This is a genomic window from Nocardiopsis xinjiangensis YIM 90004 (assembly GCF_000341145.1).
Lineage (GTDB): Bacteria > Actinomycetota > Actinomycetes > Streptosporangiales > Streptosporangiaceae > Nocardiopsis > Nocardiopsis xinjiangensis.
The window spans coordinates 92,728-110,568 of record NZ_ANBE01000006.1 but is presented as its reverse complement, the minus strand read 5'-3'; the positions used below and the strand labels follow the sequence as shown (position 1 = coordinate 110,568).

Genomic DNA, 17,841 nt, shown 5'->3' with positions numbered 1-17,841 from the left:
TTCGCCCGGTCTGTTGGTGGGGGTCACAGGCCCAGGCGGGTGACGGCGTTGTCTTCGAGGGGGTCGGCGGTGCGGATGTAGTCGTGGACGGTGCGGGGGTTGGTCCAGCGGCCTTGGCGCATGATTTCGCGGTCGCCTGCTCCGCCGAGGGCGGCTTGGGTGGCGAAGCCGGCGCGTAGGGAGTGGCCGCCGAAGTCGGCGGGGTCCAGGCCGGCGCGTGCGGCGTAGCGTTTGACGAGTTCGGTGACGGCGCGGCCGGACATGGGGCGGGTGCCGATGCGGCCGTGGCGGTCGATGGTGGGTAGGAGGGGTGTGTTGGGTGGGAGTTGGGGTGGGTGGGTGAGCAGGGTGTGGCAGTGGTGTGTGGTGGGTGGGGGTGGTGTGGGGGCGGTGTGTTGCAGGTGGGTGCGCAAGGTGTGGTGGCCGTGGGTGTGGTGCAGGGCCAGGAGGTTGGTCCAGTCGGTGTAGGCGCACAGGCAGCAGGTGTGGGGGTGGCGTCCGCGTGGGAGGGCGACCTGGTGGCCGCGTTGTCCTTCTTGGTCGGTTTTGGTGGCGCCCAGTTCGATGAGGAGGGTGGGGTGGCCGGTGGTGGGGTCGGTGCGCAGGTGCGCATCGGCCAGGTGCAGGTCGGCCAGTTCGCTGCGTCGTAGGGCGCCGGCGAAGCCGGTGAGTAGGAGGAGGGCGTCGCGTCTGCGTGCCACTCCCCCGGGCCATCCGTCGGTGGGGCGTTGGGTGAGCAGGTGTTCCAGGGTGTGCAGCAGCAGGGGGTTCTTGCGTTGGGGGCGGGTGCGGCGGGTGCGTCGGATGCCGCGCAGGGTGGTGCGTACCACGTCGGTGCGGGTGGGTGAGGCCAGGCCGTGGGCGGCGTGGACGGCGGCGATGGCGGCGGCGCGTCGTTGGAGGGTGGAGGTGGCCAGGGCCCAGGTTCCGGTGGTGGTGCGGGTGTGGGCGCAGGCGGCGAGGTAGACGGCGACGTCGACGGGGTCGGCGGGCAGGCTCTGGCGGTGTTCGGCCAGGCACCAGGTGGTGAAGTGGCTCCAGTCGGTGCGGTAGGCGCGCAGGGTGTTGGGTGATTGGGCCTGGGTGAGGTAGTGGCCCAGGATGTGGGCTTGTTCGGTGTCGAAGCGTTCGCGGACGGCTTGGAGGGCGTCGGGGTCGACCAGGACGCTGTGGGTGGCTTTGTGCAGGCGTTGGGCCACGGGGGCGGGCAGGGCGTGCTCGTCGTGGTGGTCGTTGGTGTCCTGGGGTGGGTGCATGTGGGTTCTTTTCGCCTTCAGGGGCCGCTGAAGTGGGCGGTCAGGGCTTGCCAGAGTTCTGCTGGTGGCATGAGCAGGAACAGGGGCAGGGCTGTGGCGGCCAGGGCGGCGGCGAAGCCGAAGAAGGCGATCTTGCGGCGTAGGAGTGCGGCCAGGATCGTGGCGAGCAGGGGTATGGCCAGGGCCAGGACCAGGACCCAGATCAGGGCGGTGCCCAGGGCGCTGAGGTGGTCGCCGGGCAGGGGCGTGCTGGGGTCGGCGTGGGTGCTGGCGAGGGTTTGCTGCACGTCCATGAAGGTGAAGAGCAGGTGGGCCAGTGCCAGGGGGGTGCCCAGGGCCCACAGCAGGGCCAGGACCAGCCACAGGGCTGTGATGCGCCGGTCGGGCGGGTCGGGTACGAGAACGGGTTCGCGGTTGGGGCGCCGGGCCGGTTCTGTGGCGGTGCTGGTGTCGTGGCTGTGTGTGGGCGGCTCGTGTTGGTGGCGTTTGCGTTTCTTGGGTGACACGCCGGGGAGCTTACCCGCCCAGGGAGAGCAGGTGGATGGCCGACACGAACACGATGGGCCAGGCCAGCAGGGCCAGGCACCACAGGGCGGCTTTGCGGTCGCCGGCGACGGTGGCGACGGCGGCGCCGAGGAAGGGCAGGCCGACGGCGGCGCCGAAGGCGATGGTGAACCATTCGGCGGCTGAGCCGGCGTGGGCGGTGGCTTGCAGGCCCATGAGGTAGCCGGCTGGGCCCAGGATCAGGGCCAGGGTGGCCAGGATGGCCAGGACGATGCGGATTCCGGTGGGGTGGCGGGTGTTGTGGCCACCGCCGGTGGTGGAGGGACGGTCAGACACGGGGGCCGTGGTGCCTTTCGGGTTCTGCGGCGCGGGCCATGGCGGCTGGGTTGGTGTGGGCGCCCCTTTTGCGGGTGGGGCTCGGGTGGGTGCCCCGGTGCTGGTGGGGCAGGTGGTGGCGCCTTGTGTGACCAACGTACTCCACGCGGGTCGGTGCCCGAAACCGGGTGGTGGTGGGGCTTTTTCTGGTGGTGGTGCGGGTGTGTGGGGCTCGGTGGGCGGGGTGGGGGGGTTATTGGAGGACTTGCCATTGGACGGTGCCCACGCCGGCTCCGGTGCCGATGACTTGGTCGAAGGCGGCGGTGGACAGGTCCAGGCAGCGGCCGTCGATGTAGGGGCCGCGGTCGTTGATGCGTACGGTCGCGGATCGGCCGTTGGTGGGGTTGGTGACTTCGACCTTGGTGTCGAAGGGCAGGGTTTTGTGGGCGGCGGTCATGGCGTGGGTGTCGAAGGTTTCGCCGTTGGCGGTGGTGGAGCCGTGGAAGCCGTCGCCGTAGAAGGAGGCTTGGCAGGTGCCGCCTTCTCCGGTGGGTTGCGCCGAGGAGTCGGAGGGATCGGGGGTGTGGTTGTCCTGGGTCTGGGAGGGATTGTGGGTGGGTTCGTCCTCTTCGGTGATGGCCTGGCCCTGGGAGGAGGAGGTGGCGTTGTGCTCTGTGCGCTCGCCGGAGGCCTGGGGGTGCTCTCCCCCGGTCTCGTCCTCGTCCTGGCCGGAGGGCTGCAGGGGGTCGGTGGCCGCTTCGGGGACGGTGGCGGCCTGGGTGGCGTCCTCGGGGCCGGTGTCGGTGGCGATGACCGCGGCGGTGGCGGCCACCAGCAGGGTCGCGCTCAGGGCCGAGCCCAAGAACAGTGCGCGCCTCTTGCGGTGGCGGGTGGCTGCGCGGCGCGGGCCCAGGGTGGTGGCCTCGTCCTGGCCGGAGTCGGGTTGGTGTGTGCCCATCAGGTGTGTCCTTCGAACGGGAACAGGGTGAGCGGTGTGCCCTGGTGGCCGTGGGCCGTGCCGTGGGCGTGTGCCCCCTGGTGGTCGGTCCGGGTCCCGGGAGGTGGCGTCGGGGCCGGGTGGGCAAGGGCGACCTGGGTGAACAAGGGGTGCGTGTGGGCGCTTGAGGAGGACTCTTGCGGGGTCCGAGCGCTGAGCCTATGAGTAACGCGGGGGTAACGTTACCGGAAAGGCGGGGTTTGTGGAACTTCTCACCGGGTCTCGCGCGGGCGGGGTGGCTCGGGTTCATGACCTGCGGGAACAGGTTGGTGCGTGCGTGGGTCAGGGGTGTTCCGGCCGGCTCGTGGGGGCGCGGTGCAGGCCTGTCCGGGGCGGTGGGCCGGGGCGCGCATGAGGCGCGTGGGGGCGGGAAGGGTGGGCGCCCCCACGCTTCCTACCGCTCGGTAACATAGGGGTATGAGCCTGCACGACACCTGCCACGAGTACCGCTTCGACCGCGACACCGCGGTGCAGGAGCGCGCCGAGGGTGAGTTCACCGCCACCCTCACCGATGCTTGGAGGACCTTCACCACCCATCCCAACGGCGGCTATGTGCTGGGCGCGGCCCTGTCCGGGCTGGACCGGCAGCTGCCTCACCCCGATCCTTTGGTGGTCTCGGCCTTCTTCCTGCGTCCGGCCGCCCCGGGTGGGGCCGTGGTGCGTACCGAGGTGGTGCGCCAGGGGCGGCGTACGGCCACGGGCCAGGTGGTGTTGGAGCAGGGCGGTAAGGAGGTCGTGCGTGCCGGGGCCACCTATGGCGACCTCTCCCCCGATCCCCAGGCGCGGGTGTTGAGTCTGGACCGGCCCCCGCAGTTGCCCGATCCCGAGCAGTGCCTGGTTCCGGCCGAGTTCGAGGCGCCCCGGGAGCTGACGATCGCTTCGAGTGTGCAGTACCGGTACGCGCAGCGGCCCGGCTGGTTGGACGGTGAGGTCGGGGGGTGTCCCCATGCGGAGTTCTGGATGCGTTTTGCCGATGGGCGTCCGGCCGATACCCGCTCTCTGGTCTCGATGGTGGATTTCGCTGCGCCGGCGGTGTTGGAGGTCGGTGAGTTCTCCACGGTGACGGTGGAGTTGACTGTGCACGTGCGAGCGCGTCCGGTGGCGGGGTGGTTGGCCTGCCGGGTCTTCACCAAGCATGTGGGCGGTGGGTTGCACGAGGAGGACATGGAGATCTGGGACCGCTCGGGTGTGCTGGTGGCCCAGGCCCGTCAGTTGGCGATGTTGGTGTGAGGGGGTGGGGGCCGGTGGCCCCCTCTTTTTTGTGGCCTCTTCCTCACACGAGGGCGCGGAAGTGGGTGGTCAGGCGGTGCTCGTCGTCGAGCAGGTGGAAGGCCACGCCGGGGGGCTGGTCCATGGCGGCGGTGTGTTCGCTGTCCCAGGGCATGGGGGCGCTGCGGATCAGGGCGGGGGCCAGCAGCAGGGGGCGTCCGGCGAAGGTGGTGGCGCCGCCGGTGTGGGCGTGGCCGACCAGGATGCCGGCTACGCGGGGGTGGGCGCGTAGGAGTCCGGCCAGGTCTTGGGCGTTGTCCAGGCGCAGGTGGTCGGCCAGGGGGTGGTGCACGCGTGCGGGTGGGTGGTGGAGGGCGAGCAGGGCGGGGGTGTTCTCGGGCAGTTCCTGCAGGGTGTGGTTGATCCACATCAGGGTGGAGGGTCGTAGGTGTCCGCCTTCGCGTCCGGGGGTGGTGGAGTCGCATACCAGGACGGCGGTGCCGTTGAGGTGGTGGAGTTGGTTGAGGGGGCCGGTGGTGGGGGCCAGGCCGAGCAGGTGTTGTCTCAGGGCGGCGCGGTCGTCGTGGCTTCCGGGGCAGGTCAGGACGGGAAAGGGCAGGTCGAGCAGGTGGGCGGCCTGGTGGTATCGGGCGGTGGCGGGGGTGTGGGCCACGTCTCCGGTGACCAGGAGGGCGTCGGGGCGGCGGGAGAGTTGGGTGAGGTGGTTCAGGGCGTGGGTGGCGCGTTCGGTGGCGCGTGTGCCTTCGTCCAGGTGCAGGTCGCTGATGTGGGCGAGTAGAAGTGTCATCGGGGTTTTCCTTCGCCGGTGGGTGGGTTGCCGGTTTGGTGGTTGAACTGGTCTTTTCCGCCAGAACGTTATGGGGGGCTCTGGGTGTGGGCAACCGGGGCGGCGAGGGGGTGGGTGTGTTGTTGTGGTCGCTGTGTGCTGGGTTTTTCTTCAGGTGCGGGTGCGTTGGCGTGGCCGGGTGAGCGGGCTGTGGCGGGGTGAGAGCAGGTAGGCCAGGGTGAAGGCGCCGGATTGGGTCAGCACGATGGTGGCGCCGGTGGGGGTGTTGAGGTGGAAGCTGGTCAGTACGCCCAGCAGGGCGGCGGTGGTCGCGATGGCCGAGGCGAGGGCGAGCATGGTTTCGAAGCGGTCGGTGAGCAGGCGGGCGGTGGTGCCGGGGATGATGACCATGGCCACGACCAGGATGATGCCGACTGCTTGGAGGGCCACCACGACGGTCAGGGCGAGCAGGCCCAGCAGTAGGGCTTCCAGTCGGCGTGGGTGCAGGCCCAGGGTGTGGGCGTGGACGGGGTCGAAGGCGTACAGGGTCAGGTCGCGGTGTTTGTACCAGAGCAGGGTCAGGGCGAGGGCGGTCAGGGTCAGGACTTGGGCGGTGTCGGTGTTGCTCACGTCCAGGATGTTGCCGAAGAGGATGTCCTCCAGGTCGGTTCGGGTGGGCATGCGGGAGTTCAGTACCAGGCCCAGGGCGAACATGGTGGTGAAGACGACGCCGATGGCGGCGTCTTCTTTGATGCGTGAGGTGCGGTTGACGGTGCCGATGAGGGCGACTGATCCGGTTCCGAAGATCAGGGCGCCCAGGGTGATGGGCAGGCCGAACATGTAGGAGAGGACGACGCCGGGCAGGACGGCGTGGGAGATGGCGTCGGCCATCAGGGACCAGCCCATGAGGGTTATCCAGCAGGAGAGGACGGCGCAGACCAGGCCGGCGGCCACGGCTGTCAGGAGGGCGCGTTGGATGCGGGGGGATTGCAGGGGCAGGGCGAAGAAGTCGGTCAGGGCGGTGAGGGTTTCGTTCATGCTGGGTCTTCTTGGGGGGTGTGGGTGGTGAAGGCTTGCATGAGTAGTTCGGGGCGTAGGACGTGTTCGGGGGTGCCTTGGGCCAGGACGCGGCGTTGGAGTAGCAGGGCTTGGTCGCACAGGGTGGGGACCTGGGTCAGGTCGTGGGTGGAGATGAGCAGGGTGTGGCCTTGGGCGGGGAGGGTGCGTAGTAGGTCGGTGATGGTGGATTCGGAGTGTTTGTCGATGCCGGCGAAGGGTTCGTCCAGGAGCAGGATGGGGGCGTTCTGGGCCAGGGCGCGGGCGAGGAAGGCGCGTTTGCGTTGTCCGCCGGACAGGGCGCCGATCTGGCGGTGGGCGAGTTCGGTGAGTGCGGTGCGGTGCAGGGCTTGGTCGACGGCTTGTCGGTCGGTGGGGCGGGGGTCTCGTCTGGGGCCCATGTGGTTGTAGCGGCCCATCATGACCACGTCGTCCACGCGTAGGGGGAAGGTCCAGTCGACTTGTTCGGCTTGGGGGAGGTAGGCGAGGAGGCCGGCTCGGCGGGCGGCGGTGGGGGTGTGGCCCATGATGCGTGTGCGGCCGTGGTCGGGGCGGGTCAGGCCGAGGATGGTTTTGAACAGGGTGGATTTGCCTGAGCCGTTGGTGCCCAGTAGGCCGCAGACGGTTTGGGGGGGTATGTGCAGGTCGAGGCGGTCCAGGGCCAGGATGTGGCCGTGGTGGACGGTGGTGTCGGTGACGTCGATGGCTGCTGGGTTCATGGGTGTTCCTGTTCTGGGGGTGTGGGTCCTTGGGTGTGGTGGTGCAAAAGGTTCGGGGCGGCCTGCAGGGGGGCGTGGGTGCCGGTGTCCTCGGCCGTGTCGGCCGGGGTGGCGGGCCGGGGCGCGATCCTGGGTATGAAGCGCACCAATCTCTCAAGTTCGCCTCGCCTAACTTTTTATCACGGGCTGGGCGCACAACACATCGGTGGTGGGTGAGCGCGCGCAGCCGGGGGTACGGTCCGGGCCGGGGTGGGCGTGGTGGCCCGCCCTGCTGTGCGCCCGGGCCCTAGACTCCTCGACCATGACCACCACTGAGCCGTTGCAGCGCACCACCCTGGAGTTGCCCGAGGGCCCGCTCAGTGTTCTGAGCGCCGGAGAGCGGGGCAGTCCGGTGGTGTTGCTGGGCGGGGGCGGTTTGGACAACGCCTTGCTCAGTTGGGGGCCCTTGATCGCTGATCTGGCCGCCGATCACCGGGTGGTGGCTCCTGACTGGCCCAAGCAGGGCCGGAGCCGCCCCTGGAACGGTGTGGCCGACCATCCCGGCCTGGTGGAGGTGGTGGAAGCGCTCATGGACCACTTCGGCTTCGAGCGCGCCCATCTGGTGGGGTCCTCCCAGGGCGGGGCTCTGGCTCTGGCTCAGGCCCTTGCTCGTCCCGGCCGGGTGGGGCGGGTGGTGGCCATGGCTCCGGGCGGGGTGAGTTCTTACGCGCCGGGGCTGCACCAGTTGCTGTGGTTGAGTGGGCGCAGCCGTCTGCTCAACACCACGGTGCCCGCGATGTTCAGCCGCAGGCGCTGCCGGGTGGCGGCCATGGCCCGCCGTGTGCTCTTCCACGGTCCCGTGGCCGATTTCGATGAGGTGGTGGAGCAGATCTGGGCGGAGGCGCGCCAGAACGGTGCCGGCCCCTCGGATTGGCAGAAGGCTTCGTTGAACCCGTTCGGGCTGAATGTGGATCTGCGTCCGTACTTGGGGGGTATCGCCTCGCCCGTGTTGTTCCTGCAGGGGGATCGGGACGTGGTCCTCTCGCCCCGGGCCACCATCGCGGCGATGCGCCGGGTGCCGGGGGCGCGGTTGCGTATGTTGCGCGGGCACGGGCATTGGCTGCACCGCCAGTCCCCCGGCCTGGTCAATGCCTTGGTGCGTGATTTCCTGGCTGAGGGTGAGCCCGGGGCCGGTCCCGGTGCTCATGTCGAGAGCGCGGTCTGAGGGTGTTCTGAGCACGGTTGCGCGGCGATGCGCCGGGGGCCGGGGGCGGGGGTGGGGGCGGTATCCTCGTGGTCGATTCCCGCCCTTGCCTTACAGGAGGTACGTGGTGCTCGACACCTGGACCGCGATCGACTTCGAGACCGCCAACAACGACCGTGGCAGTGCGTGCGCGGTGGGGTTGGTGCGGGTCAGTGGCGGGCGTGTGCTCGAGCGTTACAGTTCCCTGATCCGTCCGCCGCGGGCGGTGGATTTCTTCAGTGCCCGCAACACGGCCGTGCACGGCATCACTGCCGCTGATGTGGCCCAGGCCCCCGGTTGGCCGGAGGTGCACCGCGACATCGTCGATTTTTGCGCGGGGAGCCCGCTGGTGGCGCACAACGCCGCCTTCGACATGGGGGTGCTGGTCCGGGCGTGTGCGCACAGCGCCATGGCCCGCCCCGAGTGGGACTATGTGTGCACGTTGGCGTTGTCGCGGCGCACTTGGGGGCAGTTGGCCGACCACAAGCTGCCCACGGTGTGTGCGCACATCGGTCATGTGTTGAGTGCCCACCACCGGGCCGATGCCGATGCCGAGGCGGCTGCGCAGGTGATGTTGGCGGCCATGGCCCACCACGGCACCACCTCTTTGTTGGAGTTGTCCGGGGCCAGTGGGCTGGCCCTGTCGCATCTGCCGGCCGGGGCTGCGGTGGCCGCTCCCGAGGTCGGGCCCGAGGCGGCGCCCGAGTCCGGGTCGGAGCGTTTCGGTCGCTGGCAGAGCCAGGCCCGGGCCGAGCTGCCCCGGGCCGACCCCGAGGCCGATGCGGAGGGTGCCCTGTTCGGGCAGGTGGTGTGCGTCTCCGGTGACCTGGAGTCCATGGACAAGACCGAGGCGTGGAAGCGGGTGGCCGAGGCCGGCGGGCATCCGGCCAAGAACGTCACCAAGAAGACCGGTGTGCTGGTGGCCGGGCGCAACGACCACGGCGGTAAGAGCGCCAAGCAGCGCCAGGCCGAGGCCTATGCTGCCCGGGGCCAGGCGGTGCGGGTCGTGGACGAGGCGCACTTCTTGGCGTTGCTGGGGTTGGGGCGGGCCTGAGCCGGCCCGTCAGTGGTTGTTGTCGGCAAAGCGTAGGAGGGCGCCGTGGTCGGTGCGCTCCTGCTCGGTCAGCTCGGTGAAGGAGGCGTCGGAAGCCACCGCTGAGCGCAGCATCAGGGCGCTGGCCGGGGCGGTGAAGACGTCCTGGTCGGGTTGGCCCAGGTCGGCGCTGTGCTGGGCCACCGGGACGGGTTGGTGCAGGCTTGCGTACAGTTGCTCCTCCTCTTCGCGGTCGGGGCTCAGCAGCAGGGTCTGCACGCGGGCCTCGGTGAGCATGTGTGCGGCCTTTCCGGTTCCTTGCACGGCTTGTTCGTTGGCGAGTTTTTGCTGGTAGTCGGCCAGGGCGCGGGCGTGTTCGTCTGCGATGAAGTCGTTCAGGGCCTGTTCGGCGGCCTGGTGCAGGCGGTCGCGGGCGGCCTGTCCCCCGCGTCCGCCCGCGATGATGCGGATGGGGATGCTCAGTTGGCGCGGGCCCAGGTTCTGGCGCAGGTAGGTGATGGCTTCTTCGTCGCCGCCCACCAGGATGATCTTGGCCTGGACCGCGCGTACGGCTTCGCGTACGTGTTCGGCGAAGGCGGCGGTGTTTTCGCGCCACATCTGTTGGGCGGCGTGTTGGGCGTTGCCGCGTGCGCCCAGTCCGCGGTGTTGTCCTGGGCCGCTGCGGCCGATGGGGCCGTCGAGGTCGTGCATGGTTTGGCCGGTGGGGTTTTCTTGTAGGACGGGGCCTTGGGCGGGTTGGTCGGTGTAGCCCACGATCTCGGCGTTGACCCGGTCCAGGGCGATGAGGACGTAGGGGACGTGGCGTGCGCGGTCCAGGACCAGTGGTAGCGGGTCGGGTACGGGCATCCAGGTGGCGTGGTCGCGTTGGGGTGGAACGGCCAGGGTGTGGGTGTTCAGGAGTTGGCCTCGGGAGGCGAACAGGGATTGGCCGTGGGTGCCGTAGGAGCGTGAGGCGCCTTGGCCCACGGCTTCGTGGAGTGCTTGGAGGGTGGCGTGGTCGGTGCCCAGTTCGGCCAGGTGTTCGCGCAGGTGGCGCCAGCGCAGTTCGATTTCCTTGTCGGAGTCGGTGCTCTGGCGGCTGGTGTCCAGGTGTACCGAGGCCACGGGGGCTTCGGTGCTGTAGAGAGGTCGCAGGAAACCCAGGTCCATGTGTGTGCAGGGCGTGTGTTCCCCCCGCCCTGCTCCACCTCCTTCTTGGGGTCGGCCCTGTCGTCCATCCTCGGGCACTGGGTGCGATGTGGACATAGGTGTGTGCGGGTGAAGGTGGACCTTGTCCAAGGATTTGCTCTGTGCTGACCTGCGCTCCTGCTGGTTGTGCTGGGTCAGGCGGGTGGTTTCGGTGCAGGTGGGGGCGGAGTGTGGCGGGTGTGTATCGAAGTGGTGACGGGTGGCCCGGAGCGGTTGGTGGCCGGGTTGTAGGGGTATCTGCTGTGGGCGGCTGAGGGGAAACCACCTGTTTTGGTGGTCCTCGCCGTGTTTTTCCGAGTAAATGGCCAAGACGATGAAGGACACCGATGTCCACCCAACCCCCGGCAGCTTCTGCCTCGTTGCTGCGTCGATACTTGAACATCGCCCTGATCTGGAAGATGGCCGTGGCCCTGGTGGCGGGCGTGGTGGCGGGTCTGGTGATCAATGCCGCCGGTGTGCAGGAGCGGGCTCTGCCCGTGCTGGATCCGCTCGGTGAGATCTTCCTGAACTTGCTGCAGATGCTGATCTTCCCGCTGATCATCACCACGTTGATCGTGGGGGTGACCTCGATCTCCCCGCAGAGGTTGGGGCGCATCGGGGTGAAAGTTTTCGCGTTCTACCTGCTCACGTCGGCTTTTTCCCTCGTGGTGGGGCTCGGTCTGGCTTTGGCTCTCTCGCCCGGTGCGGGGTTGAGCATGCCCGGCCGGGCCGAGGAAGAGGCCGCTGAGGTGCCCTCGGTGGTCGAGACGCTGGTGGGGATTGTGCCCGCCAACCCTTTCCAGGCGCTGGTTCAGGGCAATGTGCTGGCGATCATGTTCTTGGCGTTGGTCTTCGGTCTGGCGCTGACCTACATGATGAACAGCGAGGACGAGCGCGCCCAGGAGTTGGGGCTGTTCTTGCGCAAGGGCATCGACGCCGCTGCCGACCTGGTTTTTCGGGTGGTGCGTGGTGTGCTGGAGTATGCGCCTGTGGGTGTGTTCGCGCTGATCGCGGCGGTGCTGGCCGATACCGGGGCCGAGGCGATCGGTCCGCTGCTGCAGCTGACCGGTGTGGTCTACGGGTCGGTCGTGTTGATGGTCGTGGTCTATGCGTTGATCCTGTTGCTGTTCCGTGTGCCGTTGGTCCGTTTCTTCGGTGCGGCCAAGGATCCGATGGTGACTGCGTTCGTGACCCGTTCCAGCAGCGGCACCCTGCCGGTGTCCACGGCGGCGGCCCGGCGTATGGGTGTGCGCGAGGGTGTGTACGGGTTCAGTTTGCCGCTGGGTGCGACCGTCAACATGGACGGCACCGCGATCTATGTCGGTGCGGCCACGGTGTTCGTGGCCAATATCGCCGGGCAGAGCCTGAGTGTGGGCGAGTTGGCCACGGTCGTGCTGGTGGGTGTGTTGGCCTCCATCGGTACCGCCGGGGTGCCCGGGGCGGGGCTGGTCATGTTGACGATGGCCACCACGTCGGTGGGTCTGCCCATGGCGCCGGTGGCTCTGGTGGCCGGTATCGACGCGTTGTTGGACATGGCCCGCACCATGTGCAACGTCACCGGTGATTTGGCGGGTACGCGTGTGGTCGCCTCCACCGAGAAGGGGATGTTGCGTGAGAGGGACCGGGAGGATGAGGAGGAGCATGCTCAGCAGCGGCTCTCCTCGCCTGCTTCGGGCAGGGGCCCCGGGGGCGGTTAGCGGTCCTGGGCGAAGGCGGGGGCCGCCCTTGCCCCGGTCCTGTTGAGGTCGGAGGCGGGGGCGGCCCTTGGTGCGTGTGCGCCGGCCCGGGCACAGCAGGAGCAGGCCCACCACGGCGTAGGGCAGCGCGAACAGGGTGAAGAGGGCCGGGTGGGGCCACCGGGCCGCGCGCCCGGCCATCAGGCCGCCGATGGTGAGGAAGGCCCAGACCAGGAACAGGACCGCGGGCACGGTGGCGGTGGGTACGCCGCTGTCGGAGGCCAGCAGGGGGATGTATTCCTCCAGGCTCTGCCAGAAGGCGGTGGCCACGATGAGTAGGAGCAGGGCGGACCTGACCGGGCGGTTGGTGCGGGCCTGGTGCAGGCCGGCGCGAAGGGTGCGGATGTAGCCCGGTTCGGGTTCGGGCTGCTGGTCCTGCGGTGGGTGGCGGTGGGTGGTGCGTTCCTCGGGCAGGGCCGGCCCGGTCAGGGAACCCAGTGCGCACACCGCGATGCTGGCCGTGCCCAGGGCCGTGTAACCGCCCTGGGCCATGACGGGTACGGCCAGCAGGGTGGCGGCGCCGGCCGAGGCCACTGCCAGGGCGCGGGTGGTGCCCATGATGCGGGCGTAGTGGCCGGTGGCGCCGCGGTGGGCCAGTTCGGTGTGGACCAGGGCCTCCAGCGCGCCGCAGGCCAGGGCTCCGCCGGCGCCCCAGAGCACGAACCCGGTGGCGAAGGCGGTGTAGGAGGGGGCCAGGAGCCACAGGGTGAAGGCGGCGCCGGTCAGGAGCGGTGCCAGGGTCAGCAGGTGTCGGCGTGGCAGGAGGTCGGCCCAGGCGCCGGCGGGCACGGCGAGCAGGACGCCGGTCAGGGACCAGATCACGAACAGGGAACTGATCTGGGTGAGCGAGAGCCCGTTCTGTTCGAACAGCAGTGTGTAGACCGGGTACAGGAGCACGAACTCCTGGCACACGGCGTAGGTGTACAGGGGGCGGGTCAGGCGTTGCAGGCGCGCGTGGTGGGTGCGGGTGAACGGGGCGCGCATGGAGGTCTTTCGGGTCGCCGGGCGCGGGTGGTGGCGGGCCCTGGTGGGGGCCCGCGTGCCCGCGGGGTCGACCGACCTCCGGTGGTGGGTCAGCGTCGCTTGTGCATGGCTTCAGGGTAGGGGGAGGTTCGTTCTCGGTGCCAGGCCCTGGTCCTGTGCGGGTGCCGGGGTGGGTGGTTCAGGGGTTTTCGGGGCTGATCCACAGGGCTTGGGCTGCCACCAGTCCCAGTGCTTGGTGGCGTGGCTCGTCCTGGGTGGGGGTGTGCACGGTGATCTCCATGGAGCCGGCGAAGGGTTGGTGGCGTTCCACGCGCAGGTGCATGCCGATGCCCAGGTCGACTTCGGCGAGGTAGCGCAGTAGGTCGGGGTCGGTGTCGTTGACCCGGACGATGGTGCCGGTGGTGCCTTCCTCGGCTTGGGAGAGCAGGAGTGAGGGGCGTTGGACGATGTCGCCTTCGCGGGTGGGGATGGGGTCGCCGTGGGGGTCGACGATGGGTTGGCCCAGGTGGTGGGCTATGCGGTCGACGAATTTGTCGGAGACCACGTGTTCGAGGATTTCGGCTTCGTCGTGGACCTCGTCCCAGGAGTAGCCGAGTTCGGCGACCAGGTAGGTCTCCAGGAGGCGGTGGCGGCGCAGGACCGACAGGGCGGCCTTGGTGCCGGCTTCGGTGAGGTTGACCGTGCCGTAGCGCTGGTGTTGGACCAGGCCGAGTTCGTTGAGTTTGCGCAGCATGCCTGAGACGGAGGAGTTGGACACCGACAGTCGTTCGGCCATGCCGGAGATGGTCACCGGTTTGGTGCCTCTCTCCTGCAGGTCGTAGATGACTTTCACGTAGTCCTCGACCGACGTGGACGGTCGTGTCGGTGCGTTGTCCATGGCCGTAACCGTACCGTGTGCGCGGTGGGGCGGCCCTTTGGTGCGCGGGGCTGTGGCGTGTACGTGGGGGCGGGCCCTGTTGCCGGGTTGGTGCGTGTGTCAGCTGCGGGTGGGGGTGGTTTGGTGGAAGAGGCAGCGCCAGATGCCGTCGGTGCCTTGGCGCCAGAGGCTGCTGCGCAGGGAGCGGTGTTCGGCGGAGCTGGTGGTGAAGGTCAGCTGTACCAGGCCGGGGGCCAGTTCGTGGCCGGTCAGTCCGTGTACGTGGGGGCGGTGCCGCACCGCTCCCCCGCTGTTTTCCCGCGCGAGCAGGTCCAGGATCGCCTCGCGGTCGTAGACGGTCCCGGAGGAGCCGTATTCGGTGAAGTCTTCCTCCAGCAGGGCCCGGGCGCGGGCGGGGTCGGCGCGCAGGTGGGGGTCGAGCAGGTGCAGCTCTGCGGTGATGGCTTCTTGGGTGGCGGTGTTGTGGTCCATGGTCTTCCTTGTGCTCGGGTGCGGGGGCCGTGAGGAGTTCTTGCGGTGCAAGGCCGCTCTGGGGCGGGCCCGGGCGGGGTCGGCTCTGGCCTCTTCCTTGCTTTTGTGCGGGTGTCTTTGCTCGGGGCGGGGGCTCGGGGGCCTCAGGGCGGGGGCGGGCGCATGGTGTTCTGGGGCAAAGGTGTGCCCCCAGGGCCTGTTCTTGGGCCCTGGGGGCGGATCGGGGTGGGTGGGGCGGGGCAGCCTTGCATTTCTTCCAGGGTCTTGCCCTTGGTCTCGGAGACGAATTTCCACACGAAGAGCAGGGAGAGCAGGGCGAAGAGGGCGTAGATCACGTAGGTCAGGCTCAGGTTCCAGTCGCTCATGGCGGGGAAGCTGACGGTGACCAGCCAGTTGGCCAGCCATTGGGTCGCGGTGGCCACGCCCATGGCGGCGGCGCGGATGCGCAGCGGGAACATCTCCCCCAGCAGCACCCACACGACCACGCCCCAGGACAGGGCGAAGAAGAGCACGAAGGAGCTGGCCGCGATCAGGGCGATCACGCCCCAGGCGAAGGGCAGGGCCACGTCCTCGCCCTGGCCGGTGGCGTTGCTGAAGGCCAGCGCGGCGGTGGCCAGGGCCAGGGTCATGCCGGCTGAGCCGATGAGCAGCAGGGGTTTGCGGCCGATGCGGTCCACGAGCACGATCGCGATGAGGGTACCGATGATGTTGACCACGGAGGTGAACAGGCTCAGCAGCAGGGAGCTGCCTTCGTCGATGCCTACCGACTGCCACAGCGAGCTGGAGTAGTAGAAGATGACGTTGATGCCGACCAGTTGTTGGAAGGCGGAGACGCCCATGCCGATCCAGACGATGGGCAGTAGGCCGTAGCGTCCGGCCAGGTCGCCCAGCTTGGGTCGTACTTCTGTGCCCAGGGCGCGGCGGATCTCGCTGATGCGGTCCTGGACGGCGTCGGGGCCCTCGATGCGGGCCAGGACTTGGCGGGCCCGGTCGGTCTGGTTCACGCGGACCAGGTGGCGGGGTGATTCGGGGATGAGGAAGCTCAGTGCGATGTAGGCCAGGGCGGGCAGGGTCTCGATGGCCAGCATCCATTGCCAGGCCTGCAGGGGGCCCAGGGTGTTGGCGGCGCTGCCGTCGGCGATCTGGGCGATGGCGTAGTTGACCAGTTGGGAGGCGGCGATGCCCAGGACGATGGCCAGTTGTTGCAGGGAGGCCAGGCGTCCGCGGTAGGGGGCGGGTGAGACTTCGGCGATGTAGGTGGGGGCGATGACCGAGGCCAGGCCGATGGCCATCCCGCCCAGGATGCGCCAGGCGGTCAGGTCCCAGATGGTGAAGGGCAGGGCGGAGCCGATGGCGCTGAGGAGGAACAGCGTGCCGGCGATGCGCATGACGGGCAGGCGGCCGAGCCGGTCGGCGATCTGGCCGGTCAGGGCTGCGCCCAGGACGCAGCCCAGCAGGGCCGAGGCCACGGTGAAGCCGAGTGTGCCGGGGCCGACGTCGAAGCGGCCTTGGATGGCCTCCACGGCGCCGTTGATGACGGAGCTGTCGTAGCCGAACAGGAACCCGCCCATGGCTGCGGCGGCAGCGATGAGGGTGATGTGGGTCAGGCTCGCCCCTCCGGTGCCGGGGCGCGGGTCCCCGACTGTGTCGGTTGAGCTCATGGTGGTTTCCTTCCCCCAGGGGTGTGGCGCCCGGTGCCCGTGGGGGGTGGGCGGGGTGTGCCGGGCGGTGTGTGTATGGGTGGGCCGGTGTGGGGCCGATATGGCAGGTGGCCGAGGTCGAACCGGCTGCGCAGGACCTTACTACGCATACTTGACCTAAGTCACCCCAGGGGGCGCAATAAGTCACCATAACCCTGTTGTGCTGGGGTTTCTTCGCCTCTGGTCGGGTCATTGCTCCATCTGGCGGCGGACGGCGCAGAACATGCGGGTGCAGACCTGCACGAGTTCGGTTTGTGTTTCCTGTTGGTTCCGGTGCAGCCAGTCGACCAGCAGGTGGTTGAGGGCGCCCACGAGTCCGATGGTGGCCAGGTGCTGGTGGGGGGTGGGGTTGGTGTGTGCGAGCTGTTGCGTCCAGACGTTGGCGGTCAGTTCGGCAAAGCTGCGCAGGACGGTGTGTCTGCGTTCTTCCAGTTCCTGGGACACGCCTACGACCTCGAGCAGGATCAGGCGTGCGCGCCGGGGGTCGCGGGCCAGGTGGTCGATGAACTCCGACAGTGCTCGCTCGGTGATCTGGTCCGTGTCGAGGTCGCCTGTTTGCCGGGTGGCGGTGGTGGTGTTCTCGAGCAGTTGTGCGGCCAGTTCGTCGTAGAGCTGGACCAGGCAGGCGTGGCGGTCGCGGAAGGATTCGTAGAAGTAGCGTTCGGTGAGTCCGGCTCGGCGGCAGAGGTCTTTGACCGAGGTGGCTGTATAGCCCTGGGTGGTGAACAGTTCCAGGGCTGTTTCGAGCAGTGCCTGTCGGCGTCGGCGTGTGCGTTCTGGGGCGTCCAGTCCTGAGTATCGGCTCCTGCTGGGTTGCGTTTGTGCTGTTTTGCCGGTCAAACCTCTTCCCCTGTCCTGTTGGCTGTGGCACGCTGTCCGCGCATCTGACACGTGTGCATGTCAGATTGGAATCCCCGGATCGGAGGACGGGTGTGGGCCGAGTACTGGTGGGCCCTGTCGTGGCCATCACCGGAGGAGCGCGTGGGATCGGACGGGCGGTGGCGGCCCACCTGGCCCGCAGCGGTGCCCGTGTGGCCATCGGCGACCGCGATCTGGAGCAGGCGCGTGCGAGCGCTGGGCAGCTTCCCGGGAAGGTCGAGGCTTTGGGCTGCGATGTCACCGACACCTCCTCCTTCTCGCTCTTCCTGCAGAGTGTGCGCGAGCGCCTGGGCCCGATCGATGTACTGGTCAACAACGCCGGCCTGATGTGGGTGGGCCCCTTCGATCAGGAACCGGAGGAAGCGGCCCGCCGGCAGATCGAGGTCAACCTCCACGGAACGATCCGGGGCGTGAAGTTGGCCGCGCCGGCCATGCGTGAACGCGGCCGCGGCCACATCATCACGATCGCTTCGGCTGCCGCCAGGCTCTCACCTGCGGGTGAATCCACCTACGCGGCCACCAAACACGGGGTGCTCGGCTACCTGAGCGGGGTGCGCTCGGAGCTGCGCGGTAGCGGGGTGCAGCTGTCGGTGGTGCTGCCGGGGGTGGTGCGGACCGAGCTGGCCGCCGGTACCGCCACGGGGGCGGCCCGGCTGCTCACCCCCGAGGAGGTGGCCCGGGCCGTGGCCGGCTTGGTGCGCCGCCCGCGCTTCGAGGTCAGTCTGCCCGCTCATGTGGGGCCCTTGGCCAGGTGGGCCCAGGTCCTGCCTCAGGGGCTGCGTGACTTCCTGCTGCGTCTGGCCGTGCCCGACCAGATCGCCGCGCTGGCCGACAAGAGGGCCCGCCACAGTTATGAGGAGCGCAACCTGACCGGGCCCGAGAGTGCAGGAGAAGAACCATGACCCGGC

Annotated in this window: 18 protein-coding genes and 1 pseudogene; 6 read left to right on the top strand and 13 right to left on the bottom strand. The window is 69.0% G+C overall.

What is annotated here, in order from left to right; genetic code table 11:
- Nucleotides 1-23: 23 nt before the first annotated feature.
- The 4 genes from D473_RS0103720 to D473_RS28340 form a co-directional block, all read right to left on the bottom strand.
- A complete protein-coding gene (locus tag D473_RS0103720; RefSeq protein WP_017607748.1) occupies nt 24-1,256 on the bottom strand; it encodes a site-specific integrase in 1,233 nt (410 codons plus the stop codon).
- A gap of 17 nt (nt 1,257-1,273) precedes the next feature.
- Nucleotides 1,274-1,762: a hypothetical protein gene (locus tag D473_RS0103715; RefSeq protein WP_017607747.1), complete on the bottom strand. Its 489-nt coding sequence runs from the start codon at nt 1,760-1,762 to the stop codon at nt 1,274-1,276.
- Nucleotides 1,763-1,772: 10 nt separating this feature from the next.
- On the bottom strand, nt 1,773-2,096 hold the full coding sequence (locus D473_RS0103710; protein WP_017607746.1) for a hypothetical protein: 324 nt from the start codon (nt 2,094-2,096) through the stop codon (nt 1,773-1,775).
- A 232-nt stretch (nt 2,097-2,328) separates the two neighbouring features.
- Complete coding sequence (locus D473_RS28340) at nt 2,329-3,033, bottom strand: septal ring lytic transglycosylase RlpA family protein (protein ID WP_026126569.1); 705 nt, start codon at nt 3,031-3,033, stop codon at nt 2,329-2,331.
- 5 nt (nt 3,034-3,038) lie between these two features.
- Between D473_RS28340 and D473_RS27430 the strand changes: the two genes are divergently transcribed.
- Nucleotides 3,039-3,200, top strand: coding sequence for a hypothetical protein (locus D473_RS27430; RefSeq protein ID WP_161626404.1), 162 nt, complete (start codon nt 3,039-3,041; stop codon nt 3,198-3,200).
- Nucleotides 3,201-3,489: 289 nt separating this feature from the next.
- The gene (locus tag D473_RS0103695; protein ID WP_017607745.1) at nt 3,490-4,302 is read left to right on the top strand and encodes a thioesterase family protein; all 813 of its coding nucleotides are present in this window, start codon (nt 3,490-3,492) and stop codon (nt 4,300-4,302) included.
- Between the two features lie 43 nt (nt 4,303-4,345).
- On the opposite strand, the gene D473_RS0103690 is transcribed toward D473_RS0103695, so the two are convergent.
- From D473_RS0103690 to D473_RS0103680, 3 genes are all read right to left on the bottom strand, one after another.
- Nucleotides 4,346-5,089 (bottom strand): metallophosphoesterase, encoded by a 744-nt coding sequence (locus D473_RS0103690; RefSeq protein WP_017607744.1) that lies wholly within the window; start codon nt 5,087-5,089, stop codon nt 4,346-4,348.
- A 150-nt stretch (nt 5,090-5,239) separates the two neighbouring features.
- Entirely contained in the window at nt 5,240-6,106 is an 867-nt protein-coding gene (locus D473_RS0103685; RefSeq protein ID WP_017607743.1) for a metal ABC transporter permease, read from the bottom strand.
- Entirely contained in the window at nt 6,103-6,843 is a 741-nt protein-coding gene (locus D473_RS0103680) for a metal ABC transporter ATP-binding protein (protein WP_017607742.1), read from the bottom strand. Before D473_RS0103680 ends, D473_RS0103685 begins: the two co-directional genes overlap by 4 nt.
- 301 nt (nt 6,844-7,144) lie before the next feature.
- On the opposite strand from D473_RS0103680, the gene D473_RS0103675 reads away from it, so the two are divergent.
- Together D473_RS0103675 and D473_RS0103670 are read left to right on the top strand one after the other, a co-directional pair.
- Complete coding sequence (locus tag D473_RS0103675) at nt 7,145-8,047, top strand: alpha/beta fold hydrolase (protein WP_017607741.1); 903 nt, start codon at nt 7,145-7,147, stop codon at nt 8,045-8,047.
- A 106-nt stretch (nt 8,048-8,153) separates the two neighbouring features.
- Nucleotides 8,154-9,119 carry an exonuclease domain-containing protein gene (locus D473_RS0103670; protein WP_026126568.1) on the top strand — a complete coding sequence of 322 codons (966 nt, stop codon included), beginning with the start codon at nt 8,154-8,156 and terminating at the stop codon, nt 9,117-9,119.
- Nucleotides 9,120-9,128: 9 nt separating this feature from the next.
- On the opposite strand, the gene D473_RS0103665 is transcribed toward D473_RS0103670, so the two are convergent.
- Nucleotides 9,129-10,268 carry a baeRF2 domain-containing protein gene (locus tag D473_RS0103665; protein ID WP_017607739.1) on the bottom strand — a complete coding sequence of 380 codons (1,140 nt, stop codon included), beginning with the start codon at nt 10,266-10,268 and terminating at the stop codon, nt 9,129-9,131.
- Between the two features lie 365 nt (nt 10,269-10,633).
- Here D473_RS0103665 and D473_RS0103660 point away from each other — a divergent pair, with 365 nt between their 5' ends.
- Nucleotides 10,634-11,983, top strand: a complete 1,350-nt coding sequence (locus D473_RS0103660; protein ID WP_026126567.1) for a dicarboxylate/amino acid:cation symporter — start codon at nt 10,634-10,636, stop codon at nt 11,981-11,983.
- A gap of 102 nt (nt 11,984-12,085) precedes the next feature.
- On the opposite strand, the pseudogene D473_RS26305 reads toward D473_RS0103660, so the two are convergent.
- The 5 genes and pseudogenes from D473_RS26305 to D473_RS0103630 all read right to left on the bottom strand — a co-directional run.
- Nucleotides 12,086-13,006 (bottom strand): annotated as a pseudogene (locus D473_RS26305) (MFS transporter); the annotation flags it as partial.
- A 178-nt stretch (nt 13,007-13,184) separates the two neighbouring features.
- Nucleotides 13,185-13,883 carry a metal-dependent transcriptional regulator gene (locus tag D473_RS0103645; protein ID WP_017607736.1) on the bottom strand — a complete coding sequence of 233 codons (699 nt, stop codon included), beginning with the start codon at nt 13,881-13,883 and terminating at the stop codon, nt 13,185-13,187.
- A 99-nt stretch (nt 13,884-13,982) separates the two neighbouring features.
- Nucleotides 13,983-14,354 (bottom strand): nuclear transport factor 2 family protein, encoded by a 372-nt coding sequence (locus D473_RS0103640; RefSeq protein WP_017607735.1) that lies wholly within the window; start codon nt 14,352-14,354, stop codon nt 13,983-13,985.
- 143 nt (nt 14,355-14,497) lie between these two features.
- Complete coding sequence (locus tag D473_RS0103635; protein WP_017607734.1) at nt 14,498-16,015, bottom strand: sugar porter family MFS transporter; 1,518 nt, start codon at nt 16,013-16,015, stop codon at nt 14,498-14,500.
- Nucleotides 16,016-16,243: 228 nt separating this feature from the next.
- Nucleotides 16,244-16,894 carry a TetR/AcrR family transcriptional regulator gene (locus D473_RS0103630; RefSeq protein ID WP_017607733.1) on the bottom strand — a complete coding sequence of 217 codons (651 nt, stop codon included), beginning with the start codon at nt 16,892-16,894 and terminating at the stop codon, nt 16,244-16,246.
- 92 nt (nt 16,895-16,986) lie between these two features.
- Here D473_RS0103630 and D473_RS0103625 point away from each other — a divergent pair, with 92 nt between their 5' ends.
- Nucleotides 16,987-17,835 carry an SDR family oxidoreductase gene (locus tag D473_RS0103625; RefSeq protein WP_033352582.1) on the top strand — a complete coding sequence of 283 codons (849 nt, stop codon included), beginning with the start codon at nt 16,987-16,989 and terminating at the stop codon, nt 17,833-17,835.
- Nucleotides 17,836-17,841: the final 6 nt, after the last annotated feature.

Coding starts and splice junctions, on each gene's coding strand:
- D473_RS0103720 (WP_017607748.1), bottom strand. CDS start 1,256: ATGCACCCACCCCAGGACACCAACGACCACCACGACGAGCACGCCCTG.
- D473_RS28340 (WP_026126569.1), bottom strand. CDS start 3,033: ATGGGCACACACCAACCCGACTCCGGCCAGGACGAGGCCACCACCCTG.
- D473_RS0103695 (WP_017607745.1), top strand. CDS start 3,490: ATGAGCCTGCACGACACCTGCCACGAGTACCGCTTCGACCGCGACACC.
- D473_RS0103690 (WP_017607744.1), bottom strand. CDS start 5,089: ATGACACTTCTACTCGCCCACATCAGCGACCTGCACCTGGACGAAGGC.
- D473_RS0103685 (WP_017607743.1), bottom strand. CDS start 6,106: ATGAACGAAACCCTCACCGCCCTGACCGACTTCTTCGCCCTGCCCCTG.
- D473_RS0103680 (WP_017607742.1), bottom strand. CDS start 6,843: ATGAACCCAGCAGCCATCGACGTCACCGACACCACCGTCCACCACGGC.
- D473_RS0103675 (WP_017607741.1), top strand. CDS start 7,145: ATGACCACCACTGAGCCGTTGCAGCGCACCACCCTGGAGTTGCCCGAG.
- D473_RS0103665 (WP_017607739.1), bottom strand. CDS start 10,268: ATGGACCTGGGTTTCCTGCGACCTCTCTACAGCACCGAAGCCCCCGTG.
- D473_RS0103660 (WP_026126567.1), top strand. CDS start 10,634: ATGTCCACCCAACCCCCGGCAGCTTCTGCCTCGTTGCTGCGTCGATAC.
- D473_RS0103645 (WP_017607736.1), bottom strand. CDS start 13,883: ATGGACAACGCACCGACACGACCGTCCACGTCGGTCGAGGACTACGTG.
- D473_RS0103640 (WP_017607735.1), bottom strand. CDS start 14,354: ATGGACCACAACACCGCCACCCAAGAAGCCATCACCGCAGAGCTGCAC.
- D473_RS0103635 (WP_017607734.1), bottom strand. CDS start 16,015: ATGAGCTCAACCGACACAGTCGGGGACCCGCGCCCCGGCACCGGAGGG.